Below are 19,539 nucleotides of genomic sequence, written 5' to 3' on the forward strand. Positions count from 1 at the left end.
CAGCTCGAAAATCTAGGCAGCTCGAAAATAGAAGGCATCGCACCGGTAGGGAAGGGCGATGCCTTCTTCGTATGTGTGCTCCAAGTGCTCGTTGAGATACCAGTGCAAGTTCGCCTCCACCTTGACGCGTGTGGCGGGCTTGGAACGAAGCCAATAGGAACGGGTCCGTGCCAGCAACACGATGTCCTCGATGGTCAGTGTCTGCTCCCAGGCCAGGCGTACCTCATCGACTAACTCCAACTCCGGACCAACTTCAGGGTAGAAGCCGGGGCGCAACACGTCACCGGCGTGCATGATGCGGCTGAGCCGATGCACCCACGGTACGGAGACATCCAAGGTGTTCCACACCAACATAGCCACGCCATCGATGCGTAACACCCGAGCGAGTTCTTTACTTGCAGCTGTCGGGTCCACCCAGTGCCAGGTCTGCGCACATGTTGCTACATCGACGCTGTCGGACTCCAGTCTCGTGCGCTCCGCAGTACCTTCCAGGCATTCCGCCGCTGGCACATTGTGCATCAGTGCTTGCCGCATCGCGGTGGAGGGATCGAGTGCCAGCAGGGTGGCATCGCGGTAGACGTCGGCAAGCGAGGCGGTGAGCTTCCCAGTGCCGGCGCCGATATCGGCGACTACCTGTGGGCGCGGTGCAAGGCGGGTAAGCGCTTCGATGACGGTTGGAGGATATCCGGGGCGCACGCGGTGGTAGCCCGAGGCGCCGTCGGCGCTTTCCTGCAGGTCGTCGTCGAAAGTAGCGCCTGCGCGGTGGCGGTCAGCGGCATCGCGGAACGTTGGCGTATCGCGTGCTGACGTCGGTGGAATCGGTGGGTGTTCGTTAACTCCGGGCACGACTTATACCCTAGGGCACGCACGCGGGGCCATCGCTAGTAGACTCTACAAACATGACCGCTGCATACGCTGATGACTTGATGGACTTTGATGAGGTCCTCGAACGTTTTGACCCGGTAATGGGCATGGAGGTTCACGTCGAGCTCTCGACGAATACCAAGATGTTCTCCTCCTCCTCGGCGCACTTTGGTGCCGAGCCGAATAGCAACGTCGATCCCTGCAGCCTCGGCCTGCCGGGCGCGCTGCCCGTGGTTAACCGTCAGGGCGTTGAGTGGGCTATCAAGATTGGCCTCGCGCTGAACTGCGAGATTGCTGAGTCCTCCCGCTTCGCGCGCAAGAATTACTTCTACCCGGACCAGCCGAAGAACTACCAGATTTCGCAGTACGACGAGCCAATCGCCTACGACGGATATCTTGACGTTCAGCTTGACGACGGCACGGAGTTCCGTGTCGAAATCGAGCGCGCTCACATGGAAGAAGACACCGGCAAGCTGACGCACCTGGGCGGTGCCGATGGTCGTATTCACGGCGCCACGCGTTCGCTGGTGGACTGCAACCGCGCAGGTATTCCGCTGATTGAGATTGTGACTAAGCCGATTCTCGGTGCAGGGGAGCGAGCCCCAGAGGTTGCTCGTGCGTACGTTTCTGCACTGCGTGACCTGGTGAAGTCCCTCGGTGTCTCCGATGCCCGCATGGACCAGGGCTCGATGCGTGTGGACTCCAACGTTTCCCTGCGCCCAATTGGCCAGGAGGAGTTCGGTACTCGTACCGAGACTAAGAACATCAACTCCCTGAAGTCGGTTGAACAGGCTGTTCGCTACGAGATGCAGCGCCAGGCTGCTGCGATTACCAATGGCGAGGAGATCGTTCAGGAAACCCGCCACTACCAGGAGACCGACGGTACGACTTCTAAGGGTCGCCCGAAGGAGTCGCAGTCGGACTACCGCTACTTCAACGACCCGGATTTGCCACCGGTTATCGCTCCGCGTGAGTGGGTGGAGGAAATCCGCGCAACTCTGCCGGAGCTGCCGTGGGTTCGCCGCGCTCGCATCCAGGAAGAGTGGGGTCTGAAGGACGAGGAAATGCGCGACCTGGTTAACGCCGGCGCACTCGACCTGATTGTCGACACCGTTGAGGCTGGTGCCGGCCCAGCTGAGGCTCGTTCCTGGTGGGTCGCTTACCTCGCTCAGAAGGCCAACGAGGCAGGCGTGGAGCTGGCTGAGCTCGCAATTACTCCGGCACAGGTCGCCCGCGTGATTGCTCTGATTGAAGAGGGCAAGCTTACCAACAAGCTGGCCCGTAAGGCCGTCGACGGCGTGCTCGCAGGCGAGGGCGATGTTGATGAGGTCGTTGCTGCCCGTGGCCTGGAGGTCGTTCGCGACGACGGTGCTATTGAGAAGGCCGTCGACGATGCACTGGCTGCTAATCCGGACATCGTGGAGAAGTACCGAGCTGGCAACAAGAAGGTTGTCGGTGCCATCGTGGGGCAGGTCATGAAGGCCACCCGTGGCAAGGCGGACCCGGCTCAGGTTAACCAGCTGATCGCGAAGAAGCTGAGCTAGCAACACCGAGCTAGCCTCCCTGAAAGCTAATCCGGGGAACCGCCGGCGGCACCATCGCTCGGCAGTCTGACGACGCGCTCGTCAGACTCCGACGGTTGTGCCCCGGCGGTTTTGTTTGTCGTGGCACCCCAAACTTCAATACCCTGATTCGCTGCGACAGCTGCTACATGCGAGATGTGGCCGAAGTCGCCGTCGACAAGCACTTCAGGGGACCCCTTGACCTCCCACGCCGCGTCGGGCCCACTGTACTGTGGCCCCACCGGCATGGAGATGACTTTCTGCGCGTCTGGGATAGCAATGACCACGCGGTCACCCATCACTGCGCATCCACCGATGGAATCGTTCAGGTCCACACCGCCGAGGGGGTTAATCACAGGGCCGGTGAGCTGAACCAGCTGTGGGGTGCCGTCGAGAATGGCGGTTGCCAACGGCGGCATTCCATCAGGACCATGGCAGAACTGCTGAAACTCGATGCCTGGATCCCCCACGAGCAATTTGCGCGGGGACAGGGCGCCCGAATTTCGGTCAAAATAGATACCGAGAATGCCCGGCTCGCTGAGGTCCGGAAGTTCGCGCACGTCAGCGGTGCTGCCCTCCACGAGGGTGACGCGCGCGATGGTGTCGTCGTTACGCAAAACAAAGACCTGGCGGTCCTCTTCAACCGAGGGACTGGGCAGCAACTGTTTTGCAGGGGCGCCGAGCCGTGCGACCTCACGCGGTGTCTTACCCGGTGCGACAACGGTGAGCGCACCGTCATCGGTGGCGACGAGGGCCTCCCCAGGGGCGGTTGAGGCTAGCGCGGTGGTAAGCGGTAGGCAGGCGGCGAGAGTGACATCGTCGAGGTCACAGGGGCCTTTGTCTTTGGCTTTGCTTTCCGTGGTCGGTACCGGGGTAGAGGGCAAATCAGGGGAGGAAAACTTTGGCATGGCAATGCCCGTTGGCTCTGACTTGTCTTCCGTAAACGGCAACTCAAGCGCGTTCGAGGCACTCATGCAGCCGGAAAGAGAGACCATCCCGATGACACCAGCGGCGAGCGCAGCACGACGACGCCGCCCGCGAGCGCGAGCCTGTGCACTGCTGGTGTGGACGAGGTGGAATCCCATAGGCATACACAATACAGCCTCGTTTCACGGCCACGCCTGCGACCAAAAGTGAGGCAGTAGATTTAATGTGGACGATGTGAGCGACTCAGAGAAGTACCCGAACGACCGCGCCCTCGAGAATGTGGAGGACGGATTCGATGACGATCTCGACGTCCCGACCTACCGCAAGCTCGCTGAGCCAATGAACGAAGAAACCAACCGTGATGACAGCGACAACACCGCAACGCAGGTTTTTCCGGGTGTGCCGGAAAAGCGCGTAGCGGAGGAGTCGGAGGCAGACCAGGAAAACCTGCCGCCGGAATCCACCGCTGCATCAGAGACAGTGGCAGTGGCAGAGACAGAGGTCGAGCCGAGCTCGGAACCGGAGCCTGAAGTTCAGGATGAGCCGAAGAAGCGCTACGACGCCTACGCCGCTGCAGGCCGCACGGCACCTCAGGTGATTAGCCCTGCCGGTAGGCCTTCGCCGCGGGATGAACAGGCTGAAACTGAATCAGCGCCCGCGGCCGATAAAGAGTCGGAGGCAACCGAAATCTTTGAGCAGCCGGCTCGTAGTGAGCACGTTGATTCAGACGAGGATTTCAGCCAGCCGACGCAGGCCTTCTCGGCTTCTGAAGCGGCAGCAGCGTCCGCAGCGGGAGCTACTGCAAATAAGTCGGAAGCACAGCCAGCATTCGACGATGAGGCGGAGCCGACCTATGACTCTTCACGCAATTCCGCAGCTGAGACTCAGTATTTCGACGAATCGGATTTCGCTGAACCGGCTGCGTCCCGCGATACCGCTGGTGCAGCTGGCGCAGCTGGTGTTGCAGGAGCAGGCGTAGGAGCCGCCGGGGCAACTGCTGCTACGACTACCGCCGCTGCTGACGACGATGAAGACACGGACTTCTACGACGACAACGAACCGGAGTTCCGTCGCGGTACCACTGACTTCGGCCTCCTGCTGCTGCGTCTTGGATTGGGTGCGCTACTGCTGGTCCATGGTCTGACAACGCTGCTCGGCTGGGGCAACTCCGGTGGCACCACTGCGCTGGAGACACAGTTTAGCCAGAACAACTTTGCCCTCGGCCCTGTAATGGCCACTGCCATCCCAACGGTTCAGCTTATCGCGGGTGCCCTGCTTATCTTGGGTCTCGCGACACCGCTGGCCGCGGCGTTGGCGCTGGCATTGTCCGCCTACCTCAGCATGTTTGATGTGGCTACCTCTGCCAATGGTGTGAATATCGTTGGCCAGGATTCCAGTAACCTCCAACTACAGCTGTTGATGACCGCCATGGCGCTTGGCTTGCAGTTCACCGGCCCGGGCCGTATCGGCATCGACTTCGGACGCGGCTGGGCTCGTCGACCACTGGCATCGTCTTGGATTTTCGGAATTCTGTCCATCGCCGCAGCAATTGGCCTGTGGTGGCTGACGACCGGCACGCTGCCGTTTGTTGGCTAAGGCGGCTCGCAGCTACACAAACAGTCGAGCGACCTAAACTAGGTTCTCGGTTAGGGCCGGGGTACAATGCCCCCTATGCCAAAGTCGAGACACGCACTAAAGACCACCCTCGCGGTGGTCTTTTTCATGTCTTCGATAGGCGCTACAACGTCGATTCACTCACCATCGACAGCCGCTGCCGGCGAGCACAATGAGGTTGCAGCCTCCGTCTCGTCGGCAAGCGTGTGGCCGACTCATGAGGTGAGTCTGCCGCGCATGAACCTCAACGCCGAAGGGTTGATTGAGACTGTCCCGCGCACGCAAATGGCGGTGAGCTACGAGCCGGTGGGCGTGGGGTACAGCAGCCAGGCATCGCAACGCCCGCTGCCGGCGCTATCCCTGATTAAGTTGTATATCGGTCAGTATGTGCTCGAACACGGCACTGCCGACGATGCCGAGCGCGTCGAAAAGATGATTTCGCGTTCCGACGACGATTTGGCCGCCGACTTTTACCGGAAGTATCCGGAATCGGTCGATTCCATTGCGACCGAGTACGGCCTGTTCAACACTTCCGGCGGAGAAAAGTGGGGAGTATCGAGGACCACCGCGGAAGATGTGGTGTCTTTTATTTCCCAGCTTCGTCTGAAGCATCCTAATTCAGAGGTGCTCGAGGCGATGCGACACTGGTCGCCGATTGCTGCCGATGGCTATCGACAGAATTTTGGTCTTGCCGGGCTGCCCGGCTCTGAAGGCGCGAAAATGGGCTGGTCCAACCGGCGTTCGTGGCACTCTTCCGTTGTTTTTGGCCCCGGATATGTAATGGCGGCCATTACCGAGGGCGGCAAATATGCACACACCGAGGACGTCGCTGAGGGGATTGCCGACGTCGAGTACCGGGATTTGGTGAAGCCCACGCAGAAGACTGGGCGCAAAGCCACTCTAGAAACGCCAAAGGCCCGTGCGGTAAGCACAGGCCTTTAAACGGGGTTGGATTTAGCTAGTCGACAATGCGGATCGCGCCCTTATCCGCACTGGACGCCATTTTGGCGTATGCGCGCAGCGCCTTGGACACCTTGCGCGGACGCGGCTTGTGCGGAGTAAATGGCTTGTCGCGCTTGAGCTCCTCATCGCGGCGAGCGGCCAGCTCCTCGTCGGACACCTGAATCTCGAGCCGTCGTTCAGCGACATCGATGTACACCGGGTCGCCGTTGCGGACGAGACCGATTGCGCCGCCGGCAGCGGCCTCCGGGGAAACGTGGCCGATAGACAGTCCGGAGGAACCCCCGGAGAAGCGACCATCGGTGACCAGTGCACAGACCTTACCCAGGCCAGCGCCCTTGATGAATGCGGTCGGGTGCAGCATCTCCTGCATGCCCGGGCCGCCGGAAGGACCCTCGTAGATGACAAAGAGAACTTCGCCCGGCTGCAAGGTGCGGTTCAAGATGACCGAGACAGCCTCTTCCTGGCTTTCTACGACGCGAGCGGTGCCCTCGAAGTGGAACTGATCCTCGCCGATACCGGCGGTCTTCAGGATAGCGCCGTCCTCGGCGATGTTGCCGCGCAGGACACACAGACCGCCTTCCTTCGTGTAGGCGTGGTCGAAGTCGCGGATGCAGCCATTTTCGGAGTCCGTATCCAGGCTCTCCCAGCGGTTGGATGTGGAGAACGGCTCGGTGGTGCGCACGCCGCCAGGGGCTGCGTGGAACAGTTCAATCGCTTCGTCAGTGGCCTTGCCGCCGCGGATATCCCAGTTGTCCAGGTGCTCCTCCAGAGATGGGGAGTGAACGGAGCGGACATTCATTTGCAGCAGGCCCGCGCGGCGCAGTTCGCCGAGGATGGCTGGAATACCACCGGCGCGGTGGACGTCCTCCATGTAGTAGTCCGAGTTCGGTGCCACCTTGGACAGACAAGGCACGCGGCGGGAAATCGCGTCGATGTCGGAGAGGTCGAAGTCGATCTCGCCCTCCTGGGCGGCAGCGAGAATATGCAGCACGGTGTTGGTGGAACCACCCATGGCAACGTCGAGCGTCATTGCATTGACAAAAGCGTCGCGGTTGGCGATGTTGCGCGGCAGCACGGACTCGTCACCATCGTGGTAGTAGCTCTTCGCCAGGTCCACAATCAGTTCACCGGCGCGCGTGAACAAATCGCGACGCGCCTGCTGAGTTGCCAGGGTAGAACCGTTACCCGGCAGGGACAGACCGAGGGCCTCGGTCAGGCAGTTCATCGAGTTTGCAGTGAACATGCCCGAGCACGATCCGCAGGTCGGGCATGCCGAGCGCTCGATGTCGAGCAGGTTCTTGTCATCGACCTTGTCGTTCGCGGATGCAGAAATAGCCGAGACGAGGTCAGAGCCGGGCTTGACGACGCCATCGATAACAACCGATGATCCCGATTCCATCGGCCCGCCGGAAACGAAGACCACCGGGATATTCAGACGCAGGGCCGCATTGAGCATGCCTGGCGTGATCTTGTCGCAGTTGGAAATACAGACCAATGCGTCAGCGGTGTGAGCGTTGACCATGTACTCCACAGAGTCAGCAATAATCTCACGGGACGGCAGCGAGTAGAGCATGCCGTCGTGGCCCATCGCAATTCCGTCATCGACAGCAATGGTGTTGAACTCACGGGGGACACCACCGGCTGCGGTTACAGCTTCTGCGACGATGTCGCCAACGTCCTTCAGGTGCACGTGACCCGGAACGAACTGAGTGTAAGAGTTGGCAATTGCGATAATTGGCTTGCCGAAGTCGTTATCGGTCATGCCAGTTGCGCGCCATAGGGAACGCGCACCAGCGGCATTACGGCCGGCAGTAGTGACTTTAGAGCGAAGGGGAATCATGGGGCTGCCCTTCCTAGATAGGGTGCAAGGTAATTAATTATCCATATTAATCACAAAAAGCCCCTAATGTCTCATTTCGTGGTCACTAGTGTCCGCATAATGAGATTTAGGGGCTTTGTGGACTGCTTATATGTTACTCGGCAGAGGCATCACCTTTAGCCTTGGCACCTTTGGCTTTAGCACCTTTAGCCTTGGCATCAGCCTCAACCTCACTGACCTTCTTCATTACGGAGTAGCCATCGCGGTCGAAAACCTCGACCTTGTCATTTTCCGCCATACGAGCCGAAGCGATCGGATCTGGAATCAGACCGCCAGTGGCTTCCTTCAACTCCGGCAGCGAATTAAAAGAGATGGCCGGCAGGGCGATGCGCTCATCTGACTTGGTTACCGCAAAGGCGCGGCCGCCCTTGTTGAAGAAGATGCCCGCAAAATCGCTCCAGGGCACCGAACGGCGCTTGGGCAATAGGTACACCGCAGTGATGCCGCGTGGCCCCACGGTGGTGCGTACTCGGAAAATCCAAAGCGTATAAATCAACGGTGCCAGGAAGGTAATGGCCAGCCACGGGGCAAAACCGGTGGCAATTACACACAGCACGAGCATGAACGCAACGATGAACAGATGTGTCTTCTGTGGGCGAAATCGCTGCGTCGCAATTTTTAGCTGTGGAGTCGAGTCAGTCATGGCCTTTGATTGTAGCGGGTGTTTCGGATTGGCTAATGCGCGGTAGGCAGTTGCGGGTTATTGCGTCCCTGCCGAGTTTGGTTCTGCGTTGTTAGTGGAGTCTGTCGACTGTGATCCGCCAGTGTTCTCGTTGTCGGTGTTGCTCTGAGTAGAGTCTGGCTCGGTGGAGGTGGCGGTCGAAGGTGCGCGGTTCTGCGTGCTCTGAGGCTGCTGTGAAGTCTCGGACGGCTGATTCTGTGATGTCTGAGTCTGCTGTGAAGTCTCGGTGGGCTGCACACTCTGTGTGGTGCTAGTCGGCTGCTTCGATGGCTGCGGAGCTGACGACTCTTCCGAGTCCTCTTCCTGTGTCGTTACCCGATCGCTCCACCTGCTCGGTGCTAGCCATCCGGATGGGCCGCCCTCGGTCTCGACCGTCATGAGATTCAAAACGCCGAGGACAATTAGGGTTGCCAAGAGCACAATCGTCGAAACGCGAGCGCGTCCACCTGCGGAGAGGATTCGACGAACCTTCTGGCGCGTCGTGAGTGTCTTCCAGTCCGGGTGGCTAGCCAGTTTGCGGATGACATTGTTGCTTCCGCTGTCCTCCTGCTCGCGTCGAGCATCATCGAGGTCAGCACCCGCATGCGGCAGGTCGGATCGCTCGTTCCCGTCTTGCTTATCGACGGTCTGAGTTTCCATCAGTTTGGTTTCTGCGGTATCCGGCTGGGCAGTAGCGTCCGCTACCGCTTCGACAACTTCGGTTGGAGCGCTGTCGCCGTCGTCAAGCTGTTGTTTTTGCCCCTGCTTGGCATCGGCCTGCCTGAGCTGTTCGATCATCGTGTCATCGCGGACATGACCGGTGATTTCTTCGGCGGGAGCAAACGGGGTCTGTTGGGCGCGCTCGCCGTAGTCATCCCACCAAGTGTCGATGACGGCGGCGCGGATGGCGCGTTCGATGAGCCATTGGTCGCCCGGTTTGCAATCGACAATCAGGCGCATAGTGACGGTCCACGGCAGTCCCATAACCGTTGGCGGATTGAGTTCTGTGGAGGACTGCAATTTGATCTCAGAGAGAACTGCGTCCTTGACGGAGTTCAGTGCGATGGCACGCTTGGCGGCGGCGACAGTGCGCTCTTCCAAATCCTTAATGGAGCCACCGGCGGTCATCGGTACGGGAACTTCAACAACAGCACGGGACCACTGTGAGGAGTAGTTGATACACATGCGTGCCTCGGAGTTCGGCACGATGATTTCCTCGCCGTTTAGGGTTCGGATGGTGGTGGCGCGCAATGTCATATTGACCACGTCACCCTGCACGGTGCCCGAAGGGGCATGGAACTCAACCCAGTCGCCAATGCCGTACTGCTTCTCGGCGATGATGAACAGTCCGCCAAGGAAGTCGGCGATGACTCCCTGTGCGCCAAAACCAACAGCGGCGGAAACAACCGTCGCGGGGATAGCGGCGGCGGTCAGTGAGATTCCGAATTTCGACAGAATCGCGATGATTAAGACGAAGTATGCAATGACTTCGACGATGTAAACCACAGCGCCAATCAGTGCGCGCCGTCCCTTGGACTGCTCCTCTGAAGAGGAGATGTTTCCGTCCGCAATTGCCAGAACGAAACGTCGGATACGGGGAACAAGAATTAGCAGAATGGCCAGACATGCGATGGCAAGGCCGTTATTGGCCACCCATTGCCATGTCCGTAACAACATGTATTGCAAGAATTCCATGCCATCCACCGTAGGTCGTTCGCCTTAATATGCGCTGAGTTTAAAGGTAAAGAATTATGCATAAAGACGAGCTTTGGACTTGGGGCTTGCGGGGCTCGGGCGTGTAGGGCTCGGGTGTGCAGGCTTGGGTGTCCCCGGGGTCGTGGTCGGGGAGTTTCTGGGTAGAGTGATTCCCAAAGTTGGGGCGGGGTTCTCGTTGGAATCGGGTGGGTGCTCGGGGTGTGATACGGATGGCGTGTCCAATTGACGGGATTGACTTCTCACTATGTGGACGTTAGGGTTGTAGCCAACGCCACATTCGTAGCTTCTTTGCGTGAATGTGTGTTGAGTAGTTGCCCACCATGATCCAGGAGCGAAATCGTGAACGCGCACGAGCAGCACACCCCATCGCCCGCCCAATTCGCGGCTAAGGCGCGCACCAGCGCCCCCGAGCGAATTTCTGGTGCACAAGCCATTGTCCGGTCCCTTGAAGAGCTCGGCGTCGAGGTAGCCTTCGGTATTCCCGGTGGTGCAGTGCTTCCGCTCTACGATCCGATTTATGACTCGGAGAAGCTTCGCCACGTCCTGGTGCGCCACGAGCAGGGTGCTGGTCACGCAGCCACCGGCTATGCGCAGGTTTCCGGCAAGGTCGGCGTGTGTATTGCCACCTCCGGTCCGGGTGCTACTAACCTGGTCACTCCACTTGCGGATGCTCAGATGGACTCGGTACCGGTCGTTGCCATCACCGGCCAGGTCGGTCGCCCGCTGCTGGGAACCGATGCGTTCCAGGAGGCTGACATTCGCGGCGTGACCATGCCGATTACGAAGCACAACTTCATGGTCACCGAGGCGGAGGACATCCCGCGCGCGCTTGCCGAGGCCTTCCATTTGGCATCCTCTGGTCGTCCGGGGCCGGTTCTGGTGGACGTCCCGAAGGACCTCCAGAACATGATGATTGACTTCACCTGGCCGCCGGAGATTAACCTGCCGGGTTACCGCCCGGTGACAACTCCGCACCAGCGTCAGATTGACGAAGCCGCTGAGATGATTGCTGCGGCAAAGCGTCCGGTGCTCTACATCGGTGGTGGCGTCATCAAAGCCGATGCTTCCAAGGAGCTGGTCGAGTTCGCCGAGCAGACTGGGGTTCCGGTCGTGACCACGCTGATGGCTCGCGGCGCATTCCCGGACTCGCACCCGCTGCACATGGGTATGCCGGGCATGCACGGCAAGGTGTCAGCCGTCGCTGCTCTGCAGAAGTCCGACCTGCTCATCACTATTGGCGCGCGTTTCGACGACCGTGTTACCGGTGATCTGAATTCCTTCGCGCCGAACGCGAAGGTAATCCACGCCGACATTGACCCGGCAGAGATTGGCAAGCTCCGCGAAGTTGATGTTCCCATCGTCGGCGATGCCCGCGAGGTCCTTGCCGCACTTAGCGAGTCCTACACCAAGCTCGGTCTTAGTCGCCCGCAGATTGCCGACTGGCTGAAGCTTCTCGACGGTCTCCGCGACGAGTTCCCCCTCGGGTGGGAAGAGCCCGCTGATGGTGCAATCGCTCCGCAGTTTGTACTTCAGACTCTGTCCGACATCGTTGGTCCAGAGGCCATCTATGCCGCTGGCGTCGGCCAGCACCAGATGTGGGCAGCGCAGTTCGTCCAGTACGAGAACCCGCGCACCTGGCTTAACTCCGGTGGTGCCGGCACGATGGGCTACTCAATCCCGGCTGCGATGGGTGCCAAGGCGGCTGCTCCAGAAAAGGAAGTCTGGGCCATCGACGGTGATGGTTGCTTCCAGATGACCAATCAAGAGCTGACCACCTGTGCAATGGAAGGTTTTCCCATCAAGGTTGCCTTGATTAACAACGGTAATCTGGGCATGGTTCGTCAGTGGCAGACGCTGTTCTACGATCAGCGCTACTCCAACACCAAGCTGCGCCCGGAGGATAACTCCTACCTGCCGGACTTCGTCCAGCTCTCCGAGGGGCTTGGCTGCGTGGCGATCCGCGTGACCAAGAAGGAAGATGTCGCGGCGGCGATTAAGAAGGCACGCGAGATTAATGACCGACCGGTGGTTATTGACTTCATTGTCGGTGAGGATGCTCAGGTGTGGCCGATGGTGGCAGCTGGCAAGTCCAATGATGAGGTCGAATACGCCCGCGGTCTGCGCCCGCTGTTCAACGATGAGAATTCAGCAGCTGAGGCCCCGGCTGACATCCACGGCACTGTTGTGGACAACGCCGAGGACGCCGCGAAGCAGCCCGACGCTAACCACCCGTCCATGAAGACCCGCTAATCGGGATCCGAAGCAACAGGAAGTGAGTCCCAAAATGGCTGAACTGCACACTCTATCCGTGTTGACCCTCGATGAGCCGGGTATTCTGGTCCGCATTGCGGGCATGTTCACCCGCCGAGGTTTCAGCATCCAGTCGATTACCTCGGGTGAAACTGAGACCGAGGGAGTCAACCGAATCACCGTCGTGGTTGAGACGGAGACGCTGCCGATCGAACAGATCACTAAGCAGCTGAACAAGCTGGTGCCCGTGCTGAAAGTGGTCCGCCAGCCCCCAGAGACCATGGTGTCGCGCGGACTGCTGATGGTGAAGGTTTCCTGCGACAACACCAATCGTCCGCAGGTAGTCGATGCCGCCAATCTCTTCCGTGCCCGTGTGGTGGACGTTTCTCAAGAGTCTGTCATCATTGAGGCGACGGGTGAGCGCTCGAAGCTTGTAGCCCTGCTGGAGGTCCTCGAGCCGTTTGGTATCCGTGAGCTCATTCAGTCCGGTACCGTCGCAATGGCACGTGGGCCGAAGCCGATGCTCCAGGCCCGCTAACAACTAAACGCTAAGATTTTTAACGAATCCGATTCGAAAAGAGGCTAACTTTAATGGCTATTGAACTGCTGTACGACGACGATGCTGATCTGTCCATCATCCAGGGACGTAAGGTCGCAATCCTGGGCTACGGTTCCCAGGGCCACGCTCACGCTCAGAACCTGCGCGAGTCCGGTGTCGAGGTTGTTATCGGTCTGCGTGAAGGTTCCAAGTCCGCTGTGAAAGCCCAGGAAGCTGGCTTCGAGGTTAAGTCCAACGCAGATGCCGCTGCATGGGCAGACGTCATTATGGTGCTGGTTCCGGACACCACCCAGGCAAAGGTTTACAGCGAGGACATCGAGCCGAACCTGAAGGACGGCGACGCGCTGTTCTTCGGCCACGGTCTGAACATCCACTTCGACCTCATCAAGCCGGCTGACAACATCACCGTCGGTATGGTTGCTCCGAAGGGCCCGGGTCACCTGGTTCGTCGTCAGTTTGTCGATGGCAAGGGCGTTCCGTGCCTGATTGCTGTTGACCAGGATCCGAAGGGCGAGGGCCGCGACCTGGCTCTGTCCTACGCTGCAGCTATCGGTGGCGCCCGCGCTGGCGTTATCCCGACCACCTTCGAGGCAGAGACTGTGACTGACCTCTTCGGTGAGCAGGCTGTTCTTTGTGGCGGCACCGAGGAACTGGTCAAGGTCGGTTTCGAAGTTCTGGTTGAAGCTGGCTACGAGCCGGAGATGGCATACTTCGAGTGCCTGCACGAGCTGAAGCTGATTGTTGACCTGATGTTCGAGGGCGGTATTGCCAACATGAACTACTCGGTCTCCGACACCGCTGAGTTCGGTGGCTACCTGTCTGGCCCGCGCGTTATTACCGCTGATACCAAGCAGCACATGCGCGAGATTCTGTCTGACATTCAGGACGGCACCTTCACCAAGCGCCTGATTGCCAACGTCGAGGGCGGCAACAAGGAGCTCGAGGACCTGCGCGCTTCCTACAACAACCACCAGATTGAAGAGGTCGGCTCCAAGCTGCGCGACCTGATGAGCTGGGTTAAGGTCGACGCTCGCGCTGAGACTGCCTAAGTTTGTTGCTTAAGCGAATCCCTCGCTTGTTCGCGAAGTAGGGCTTCATCACTGAGCTTCACCGCCGTGATGAGGCCCTTTTCGTATCTCTCTTACTAGTTTTCTTTCACTGAACCGTGTGGGGTAGACGTGTGGAATAAACGTCTGAGCTAAAAGCAACTACTGCCAAACGGGTGTAGCCCCAGTCCTATCCGGGGTTCTAATCTGGGTTGAAAGGTCTCCCTCAACAAAGACGTTCGATAGTCTAATCGTTGAAATCAAATCATTTCACGGAGGTAAATGTGCGAGTATCCGCAATGACGCGGCGCGTGACGGCAACCGTTGCCCTGACGGTCAGCCTGGCGTTGGGGTCAAGCGCCTTGGTCGCGTGTGGAAATTCCGACAGCGCTGTTTCCACGAAGAAGGTGGACGCTGAATCGACGGTGCTTAGCGACGACATCGCAGCGTCGGAAAGTCTGATCGACAGTTCGGAAGCGGTTGTCGTTTCCTCGGCTGGCTCTGCTGAGCAGCGTAGGGCGGCAGGCATCGCGGTTGCTGCTGGTCTGCCGATGCTAGTGGCTGGTTCTGCCGAAGATGCGGAAGATGACACTACTGCCAAGAGCCCGAAGAAGGATGCTCGTGGCCGTGATACTGGCGCCGATATCGCCGATGTGGAAAAAGAGATTGACCGCCTGGGCGCAAAGACAGTCCTTACTGTGGGGGCAGTTGACCTGACTGGCGAAGAGGGCCGTCAGATCATTGCCGATCCGGGTACGACCGATGGCCTTAAGGAGCTCGTCGGTACCGAGTTTAAGGTTCTCAAGGAGACGGAGTCGAAGCCGACTCGCGCTGTCGTTGAGATGGATCCGGAGAAGCCAACTGTCGTCGAGGGCGATGCAACGAAGGATGGGGCAGCCAACCAGGAGGCTCAGGATCGCGCCAGCGATGGGCAGGACGACAAGGGACAGGAGAGCGTCACCCTGCCGAAGGGATCTCCGAAGGAGGTCAAGGACAAATTGGCACTGGCCGCACCGGGTACCGGTTTGGCCTCCATTGCTACGGCCCGTGCCGCTGGCCTGAAGGTCAGTTGGTTGCCGGTGGGCGACGCGCGTGCTACCTCTGAGTCGATTTCCGCTGCTCGCGACGGCGAGTCCCTGATTGCTCTGGGTAAGGTTTTCGGCGATAAGGACAAGTTTGATCAGTCCATCGAGCTTGCCAAAGATGACAAGGTCAAGGAGCTGCCAGGTGGAGGCACACTGCTGTTCCCCGGCCGTCATCTGATTGCAACGTATGGTCACCCAGGTGTCGCTCCATTGGGCGTGATGGGCGAGGATGATCCGGAGGATGCCGTCGCACGTGCGAAGGACTACGTCAAGCAGTACGAGAAGTTCGCTGATGACCCGGTACTGCCGGCCTTCGAGATTATCGCTTCGGTCGCGCAGGCTGACCCAGGTCCACGCGGTGACTACTCCGAGCCAGCTCCGGTTGAGACTCTGAAGCCGTACGTCGAGGCAATGACCAAGGCCGGCGGCTACGTCATCATCGACCTGCAGCCGGGTAGTGCGGACTTCCTGGACCAGGCCAAGTTCTACGAAGAACTGCTGAAGATGCCAAACGTCGGTCTGGCGCTGGATCCGGAGTGGAAGATGGAACCGGGGCAGGTTCCGGCGACCCAGGTTGGTCACGTTAAGGCTGAAGAAGTCAACCGCGTTGCTGATTGGCTGGCTGAGCTGACTCGTAAGAACAACCTTCCGCAGAAGATGCTGATGCTGCACCAGTTCCAGCTACAGATGATTCGCGACCGCGAGACGCTGGATCTGTCGCACCCGGAGCTCGCATTCGTTCTGCATGCCGACGGCCATGGCACCGCGCAGGAGAAGTTTGAGACCTGGAACGTCATGCTGCAGGATTTGCAGCCGGAGATTTTCGAGGCGTGGAAGAACTTCATCGACGAGGATCAGCCGATGTTTACTCCTGAGGAGACCATGAACATCGAGCCGCGTCCGTGGTTGGTTACGTACCAGTAGGTTATAGACCAGCAGAAATAAAAATATAACGCGAAATATTTGCCGACTTGAATGTCGGGGGCAACGGCGCTTACTCCCTAAACAAAGGGTAGTAAGCGCCGTTTTGCTTAGGTAAGTCCCCCCGTGTCTCACCCCCAGAGTTTATGATGAGACGTAATGCGCGTGCACGCTTTAGTAGTTTTCTTAAGTGACACCGCACATACTGCATAAACTTTTCGAGACAAACCAGGAGATGCTTGTGAGCCAGAACGCTCGCCCCGTTGTCCTCATCGCCGACAAGCTGGCACAGTCCACTGTGGACGCATTGGGGGATTCCGTTGAGGTCCGTTGGGTAGATGGCCCGAACCGCGCTGAGCTCCTGGCTGCGGTTGGTGATGCTGACGCACTTCTCGTCCGCTCCGCTACCACCGTGGATCAGGAAGTCCTCGAGGCTGCTCCGAATCTGAAGATCGTCGGTCGCGCCGGCGTTGGCCTGGATAACGTCGACATCGATACCGCTACCAAGCGCGGCGTCATGGTTGTCAACGCTCCGACCTCTAATATTCACTCTGCATGTGAGCACGCAATCGCACTGCTGCTGGCCACCGCTCGCCAGCTGCCGGCTGCGGACGCGTCCCTGCGTGAGGGGGAGTGGAAGCGCTCTTCCTTCAAGGGTGTCGAAATCTTCGGCAAGACCGTCGGTATCGTCGGTTTCGGTCACATCGGCCAGCTGTTTGCGCAGCGTCTCGCTGCTTTCGAGACCAACATCATTGCGTACGATCCGTACGCGAACCCGGCTCGTGCTGCTCAGCTCGGTGTTGAGCTGGTTGAGCTGGAAGACCTGATGGCTCGTGCTGATTTCGTCACCATCCACCTGCCGAAGACCAAGGAAACCGCTGGCATGTTCGATGCTGAGCTCCTGGGCAAGGCCAAGAAGGGCCAGATCATCATCAACGCTGCCCGCGGCGGTCTCGTCGACGAGCAGGCGCTTGCCGACGCGATCAAGGCTGGCAACATCCGCGGTGCTGGCTTCGACGTGTACGCGACCGAGCCGTGCACGGATTCCCCGCTGTTTGGCCTGCCGGAAACTGTTTGTGCTCCGCACCTGGGTGCCTCCACCGTTGAGGCTCAGGACCGTGCGGGTACCGATGTCGCTAAGTCCGTACTGCTGGCCCTGGCTGGCGAGTTCGTCCCGGATGCAGTCAACGTTTCCGGTGGCGCTGTCGGCGAAGAGGTGGCCCTGTGGCTCGAGCTGGCTCGTGAGCTGGGGCTGGTTGCTGGCGGTCTGCTCGAGGGCGCTCCGGCTGCTGTTGAGGTCACCGCTCGCGGTGAGCTGCACACTGAGGACGTTAACGTTCTGGGTATGGCAGCAATCCGTGGACTGTTCTCTCTCATGGTGGAAGAACCGGTCACTTTCGTCAACGCTCCGCGTATCGCAGAAGAGCGTGGTGTGACCTTCACTGTCGAGACCGAGCCGGAGTCCGTCTCCCACCGCTCCGTACTCGAGGTCAAGGTCATCGGTGCTGATGGCTCCACCGCTACCGTCGTTGGTGCTCTCACTGGCCTGAACCGCGTCGAGAAGATTGTCCGTATCAATGGCCGCGGCATCGACATGCGCGCTCAGGGCCGTAACCTCTTCCTGCTGTACAAGGACGTTCCGGGCGCTCTGGGGCGCGTTGCTACCACCCTGGGTGAGTCCGGCATCAACATCGAGGCTGCTGCTCTGTCTCCGCAGGAAGCAGATCAGACTGCCATCCTGGTGCTGCGCGTTTCCAAGGAGGTTCCGGAGGAGCTCGTCGGAAAGATTACCGAGGAGATCTCCGCTACCCACGCTCTGCAGCTCGAGCTGGACTAGTTCTGAGCGCCTAGGCGTTTTAGAGCTAGTCTCTAGCGCAGCTTCTACTGCATGAAAAAAACCCCTCCGCATGGAGGGGATTTTTGTTTCCCAGCTAATCTATGCAGCCGTAGCCCTACTGCCTAGCCCTTCATCGAGCCCTTCTCAATCATGTTGACGTGGAAGTCGAAGGCAGTACGCAGGTCGTGCGGGGTAGACATGCCCGGAGCGGTCTTCAGCGCGCGCTCGTAGTACTCCTCCAGCAGTGGCTGGTACTCCGGGTGTGCAACGGAAATCATCTTCGCCGCGCGGTCACGCGGTGCCAGGCCACGCAGGTCAGCGAATCCACGCTCGGTGATGATGACCATGGCGTCGTGCTCGGTGTGGTCAATGTGCGAAGCGAACGGAACGATAGTCGAAATCGCACCGTCCTTCGCCAGCGACGGCGAGATGAACGAGGAAACGAAGGCGTTACGGGTGAAGTCACCGGAACCGCCGATGCCGTTCATCATGCGGCTGCCGTTGATGTGGGTGGAGTTGACGTTGCCGTAGATGTCGGCCTCAATCATACCGTTGGTGGCGATTAGGCCGACGCGACGGACAACCTCCGGGTGGTTAGAAATCTGCTGCGGGCGCAGAATGATGTTCTCGCGGTAGCGAGCAGCCTCGTTGTTCATACGCTCGGCCGCTTCCGGAGACAGGGAGAAGGAGGTAGCCGAAGCGACGGTCATCTTACCTGCGTCAATCAGGTCGATCATGCCGTCCTGAATAACCTCGGTGTAGGCCTTGATGTTCTCAAACTTGGAGTCCAACAGACCCGCCATCACGGCGTTCGGAACGTTACCGACGCCCGACTGCATGATGTACTGGTCGTAAGCCAGGCGACCCGCGCGAACTTCGCCCTCGAGGAAGTCGAGGAAGTGTCCGGCAATGGCCTTCGAAGTCTCATCCAACGGCTTGAACGGGGAGTTGCGGTCCGGCGCGTTGGTCTCGACAACTGCGACAACCTTGTCCAGGTTGATGTCGATGTAAGGGGTGCCAATGCGGTCACCCGGAGCGTTGATCGGCACCGGCGTGCGATTAGGCAGGTGCTGAATGCGGTAGATGTCGTGCATGCCCTCGAGTTCCTCGGACTGCCACGAGTTGACCTCAATGATGATCTTGTCAGCGTTGTCCATCCACTCGACGTTGTTGCCGACGCTTGACGACGGAACGAGGTGTCCATCTTCCGTAATACGAGTGACCTCAACAATTGCGGCGTCAATCGGCAGGAAGCCCTGCTCGATGTACAGCGCGGAGTGGGAGAGATGGATGTCCTGGTACTTCGCCTTGCCGGAGTTGATGGACTTACGCAGTGCCGGATCGCCCTGGTACGGCATGCGGTAGCGGATGATGTCAGCTTCTGCCATCACGCCGTCACAGTCCGGGGCAGTGGAAGCGCCAGTGTAGATGTCGACAGCGAACTCTTCACCCTTGGCGTGGAGTTTCTTGCCACGGTTTGCCAGCGCAGTCGGCAGAGCCTTCGGGTAGCCAGCACCGGTGAAGCCAGAGATGCCGAGGGCATCACCATGATTGATAAACTGTGCAGCCTCGTCGGCGGTCATTACCTTGCCGCGCAAACCGGCATGTGCGATGCGATCAGACATGTCATCTCCTAGATAGACTGTTCGACTTTA

Annotated in this window: 14 protein-coding genes; 8 read left to right on the plus strand and 6 right to left on the minus strand. The window is 59.3% G+C overall.

Annotated elements, in window-relative coordinates; all coding sequences use genetic code 11:
- Nucleotides 1-12: 12 nt before the first annotated feature.
- A complete protein-coding gene (locus tag QP981_RS01865) occupies nucleotides 13-846 on the minus strand; it encodes a class I SAM-dependent methyltransferase (protein ID WP_284857335.1) in 834 nt (277 codons plus the stop codon).
- 53 nt (nucleotides 847-899) lie between these two features.
- On the opposite strand from QP981_RS01865, the gene gatB reads away from it, so the two are divergent.
- On the plus strand, nucleotides 900-2,408 hold the full coding sequence (gene gatB, locus QP981_RS01870; protein WP_016422487.1) for an Asp-tRNA(Asn)/Glu-tRNA(Gln) amidotransferase subunit GatB: 1,509 nt from the start codon (nucleotides 900-902) through the stop codon (nucleotides 2,406-2,408).
- 26 nt (nucleotides 2,409-2,434) lie between these two features.
- On the opposite strand, the gene QP981_RS01875 is transcribed toward gatB, so the two are convergent.
- The gene (locus QP981_RS01875) at nucleotides 2,435-3,511 is read right to left on the minus strand and encodes a glucose dehydrogenase (RefSeq protein ID WP_240593323.1); all 1,077 of its coding nucleotides are present in this window, start codon (nucleotides 3,509-3,511) and stop codon (nucleotides 2,435-2,437) included.
- 76 nt (nucleotides 3,512-3,587) lie between these two features.
- Here QP981_RS01875 and QP981_RS01880 point away from each other — a divergent pair, with 76 nt between their 5' ends.
- Nucleotides 3,588-4,949 (plus strand): DoxX family membrane protein, encoded by a 1,362-nt coding sequence (locus tag QP981_RS01880; RefSeq protein ID WP_284857334.1) that lies wholly within the window; start codon nucleotides 3,588-3,590, stop codon nucleotides 4,947-4,949.
- 75 nt (nucleotides 4,950-5,024) lie between these two features.
- A complete protein-coding gene (locus QP981_RS01885; protein ID WP_240593325.1) occupies nucleotides 5,025-5,909 on the plus strand; it encodes a hypothetical protein in 885 nt (294 codons plus the stop codon).
- A 16-nt stretch (nucleotides 5,910-5,925) separates the two neighbouring features.
- On the opposite strand, the gene ilvD is transcribed toward QP981_RS01885, so the two are convergent.
- The 3 genes from ilvD to QP981_RS01900 all read right to left on the minus strand — a co-directional run bounded on the left by ilvD (nucleotide 5,926) and on the right by QP981_RS01900 (nucleotide 10,165).
- Nucleotides 5,926-7,770: a dihydroxy-acid dehydratase gene (gene ilvD, locus QP981_RS01890; protein ID WP_284857333.1), complete on the minus strand. Its 1,845-nt coding sequence runs from the start codon at nucleotides 7,768-7,770 to the stop codon at nucleotides 5,926-5,928.
- Nucleotides 7,771-7,903: 133 nt separating this feature from the next.
- A complete protein-coding gene (locus tag QP981_RS01895; RefSeq protein WP_284857332.1) occupies nucleotides 7,904-8,452 on the minus strand; it encodes a PH domain-containing protein in 549 nt (182 codons plus the stop codon).
- A 57-nt stretch (nucleotides 8,453-8,509) separates the two neighbouring features.
- A complete protein-coding gene (locus QP981_RS01900) occupies nucleotides 8,510-10,165 on the minus strand; it encodes a mechanosensitive ion channel domain-containing protein (RefSeq protein WP_284857331.1) in 1,656 nt (551 codons plus the stop codon).
- A gap of 360 nt (nucleotides 10,166-10,525) precedes the next feature.
- Here QP981_RS01900 and QP981_RS01905 point away from each other — a divergent pair, with 360 nt between their 5' ends.
- The 5 genes from QP981_RS01905 to serA all read left to right on the plus strand — a co-directional run bounded on the left by QP981_RS01905 (nucleotide 10,526) and on the right by serA (nucleotide 17,884).
- Entirely contained in the window at nucleotides 10,526-12,436 is a 1,911-nt protein-coding gene (locus QP981_RS01905; RefSeq protein ID WP_284857330.1) for an acetolactate synthase large subunit, read from the plus strand.
- 34 nt (nucleotides 12,437-12,470) lie between these two features.
- On the plus strand, nucleotides 12,471-12,974 hold the full coding sequence (ilvN, locus tag QP981_RS01910; protein ID WP_048735338.1) for an acetolactate synthase small subunit: 504 nt from the start codon (nucleotides 12,471-12,473) through the stop codon (nucleotides 12,972-12,974).
- Nucleotides 12,975-13,027: 53 nt separating this feature from the next.
- Nucleotides 13,028-14,044 carry a ketol-acid reductoisomerase gene (gene ilvC, locus QP981_RS01915; RefSeq protein WP_038628558.1) on the plus strand — a complete coding sequence of 339 codons (1,017 nt, stop codon included), beginning with the start codon at nucleotides 13,028-13,030 and terminating at the stop codon, nucleotides 14,042-14,044.
- A 281-nt stretch (nucleotides 14,045-14,325) separates the two neighbouring features.
- Complete coding sequence (locus QP981_RS01920; RefSeq protein ID WP_049190122.1) at nucleotides 14,326-16,050, plus strand: hypothetical protein; 1,725 nt, start codon at nucleotides 14,326-14,328, stop codon at nucleotides 16,048-16,050.
- 238 nt (nucleotides 16,051-16,288) lie between these two features.
- On the plus strand, nucleotides 16,289-17,884 hold the full coding sequence (gene serA / locus QP981_RS01925) for a phosphoglycerate dehydrogenase (RefSeq protein WP_016422498.1): 1,596 nt from the start codon (nucleotides 16,289-16,291) through the stop codon (nucleotides 17,882-17,884).
- 122 nt (nucleotides 17,885-18,006) lie between these two features.
- On the opposite strand, the gene scpC is transcribed toward serA, so the two are convergent.
- Complete coding sequence (gene scpC / locus QP981_RS01930) at nucleotides 18,007-19,509, minus strand: succinyl-CoA:acetate CoA-transferase ScpC (RefSeq protein ID WP_284857329.1); 1,503 nt, start codon at nucleotides 19,507-19,509, stop codon at nucleotides 18,007-18,009.
- Nucleotides 19,510-19,539: the final 30 nt, after the last annotated feature.

Origin of the sequence: Corynebacterium sp. MSK047 (assembly GCF_030232285.1) — a bacterium.
GTDB classification, from domain to species: Bacteria; Actinomycetota; Actinomycetes; order Mycobacteriales; family Mycobacteriaceae; genus Corynebacterium; species Corynebacterium jeikeium_D.

Coding starts and splice junctions, on each gene's coding strand:
- gatB (WP_016422487.1), top strand. CDS start 900: ATGACCGCTGCATACGCTGATGACTTGATGGACTTTGATGAGGTCCTC.
- QP981_RS01875 (WP_240593323.1), bottom strand. CDS start 3,511: ATGGGATTCCACCTCGTCCACACCAGCAGTGCACAGGCTCGCGCTCGC.
- QP981_RS01885 (WP_240593325.1), top strand. CDS start 5,025: ATGCCAAAGTCGAGACACGCACTAAAGACCACCCTCGCGGTGGTCTTT.
- ilvD (WP_284857333.1), bottom strand. CDS start 7,770: ATGATTCCCCTTCGCTCTAAAGTCACTACTGCCGGCCGTAATGCCGCT.
- QP981_RS01895 (WP_284857332.1), bottom strand. CDS start 8,452: ATGACTGACTCGACTCCACAGCTAAAAATTGCGACGCAGCGATTTCGC.
- QP981_RS01900 (WP_284857331.1), bottom strand. CDS start 10,165: ATGGAATTCTTGCAATACATGTTGTTACGGACATGGCAATGGGTGGCC.
- ilvN (WP_048735338.1), top strand. CDS start 12,471: ATGGCTGAACTGCACACTCTATCCGTGTTGACCCTCGATGAGCCGGGT.
- ilvC (WP_038628558.1), top strand. CDS start 13,028: ATGGCTATTGAACTGCTGTACGACGACGATGCTGATCTGTCCATCATC.
- scpC (WP_284857329.1), bottom strand. CDS start 19,509: ATGTCTGATCGCATCGCACATGCCGGTTTGCGCGGCAAGGTAATGACC.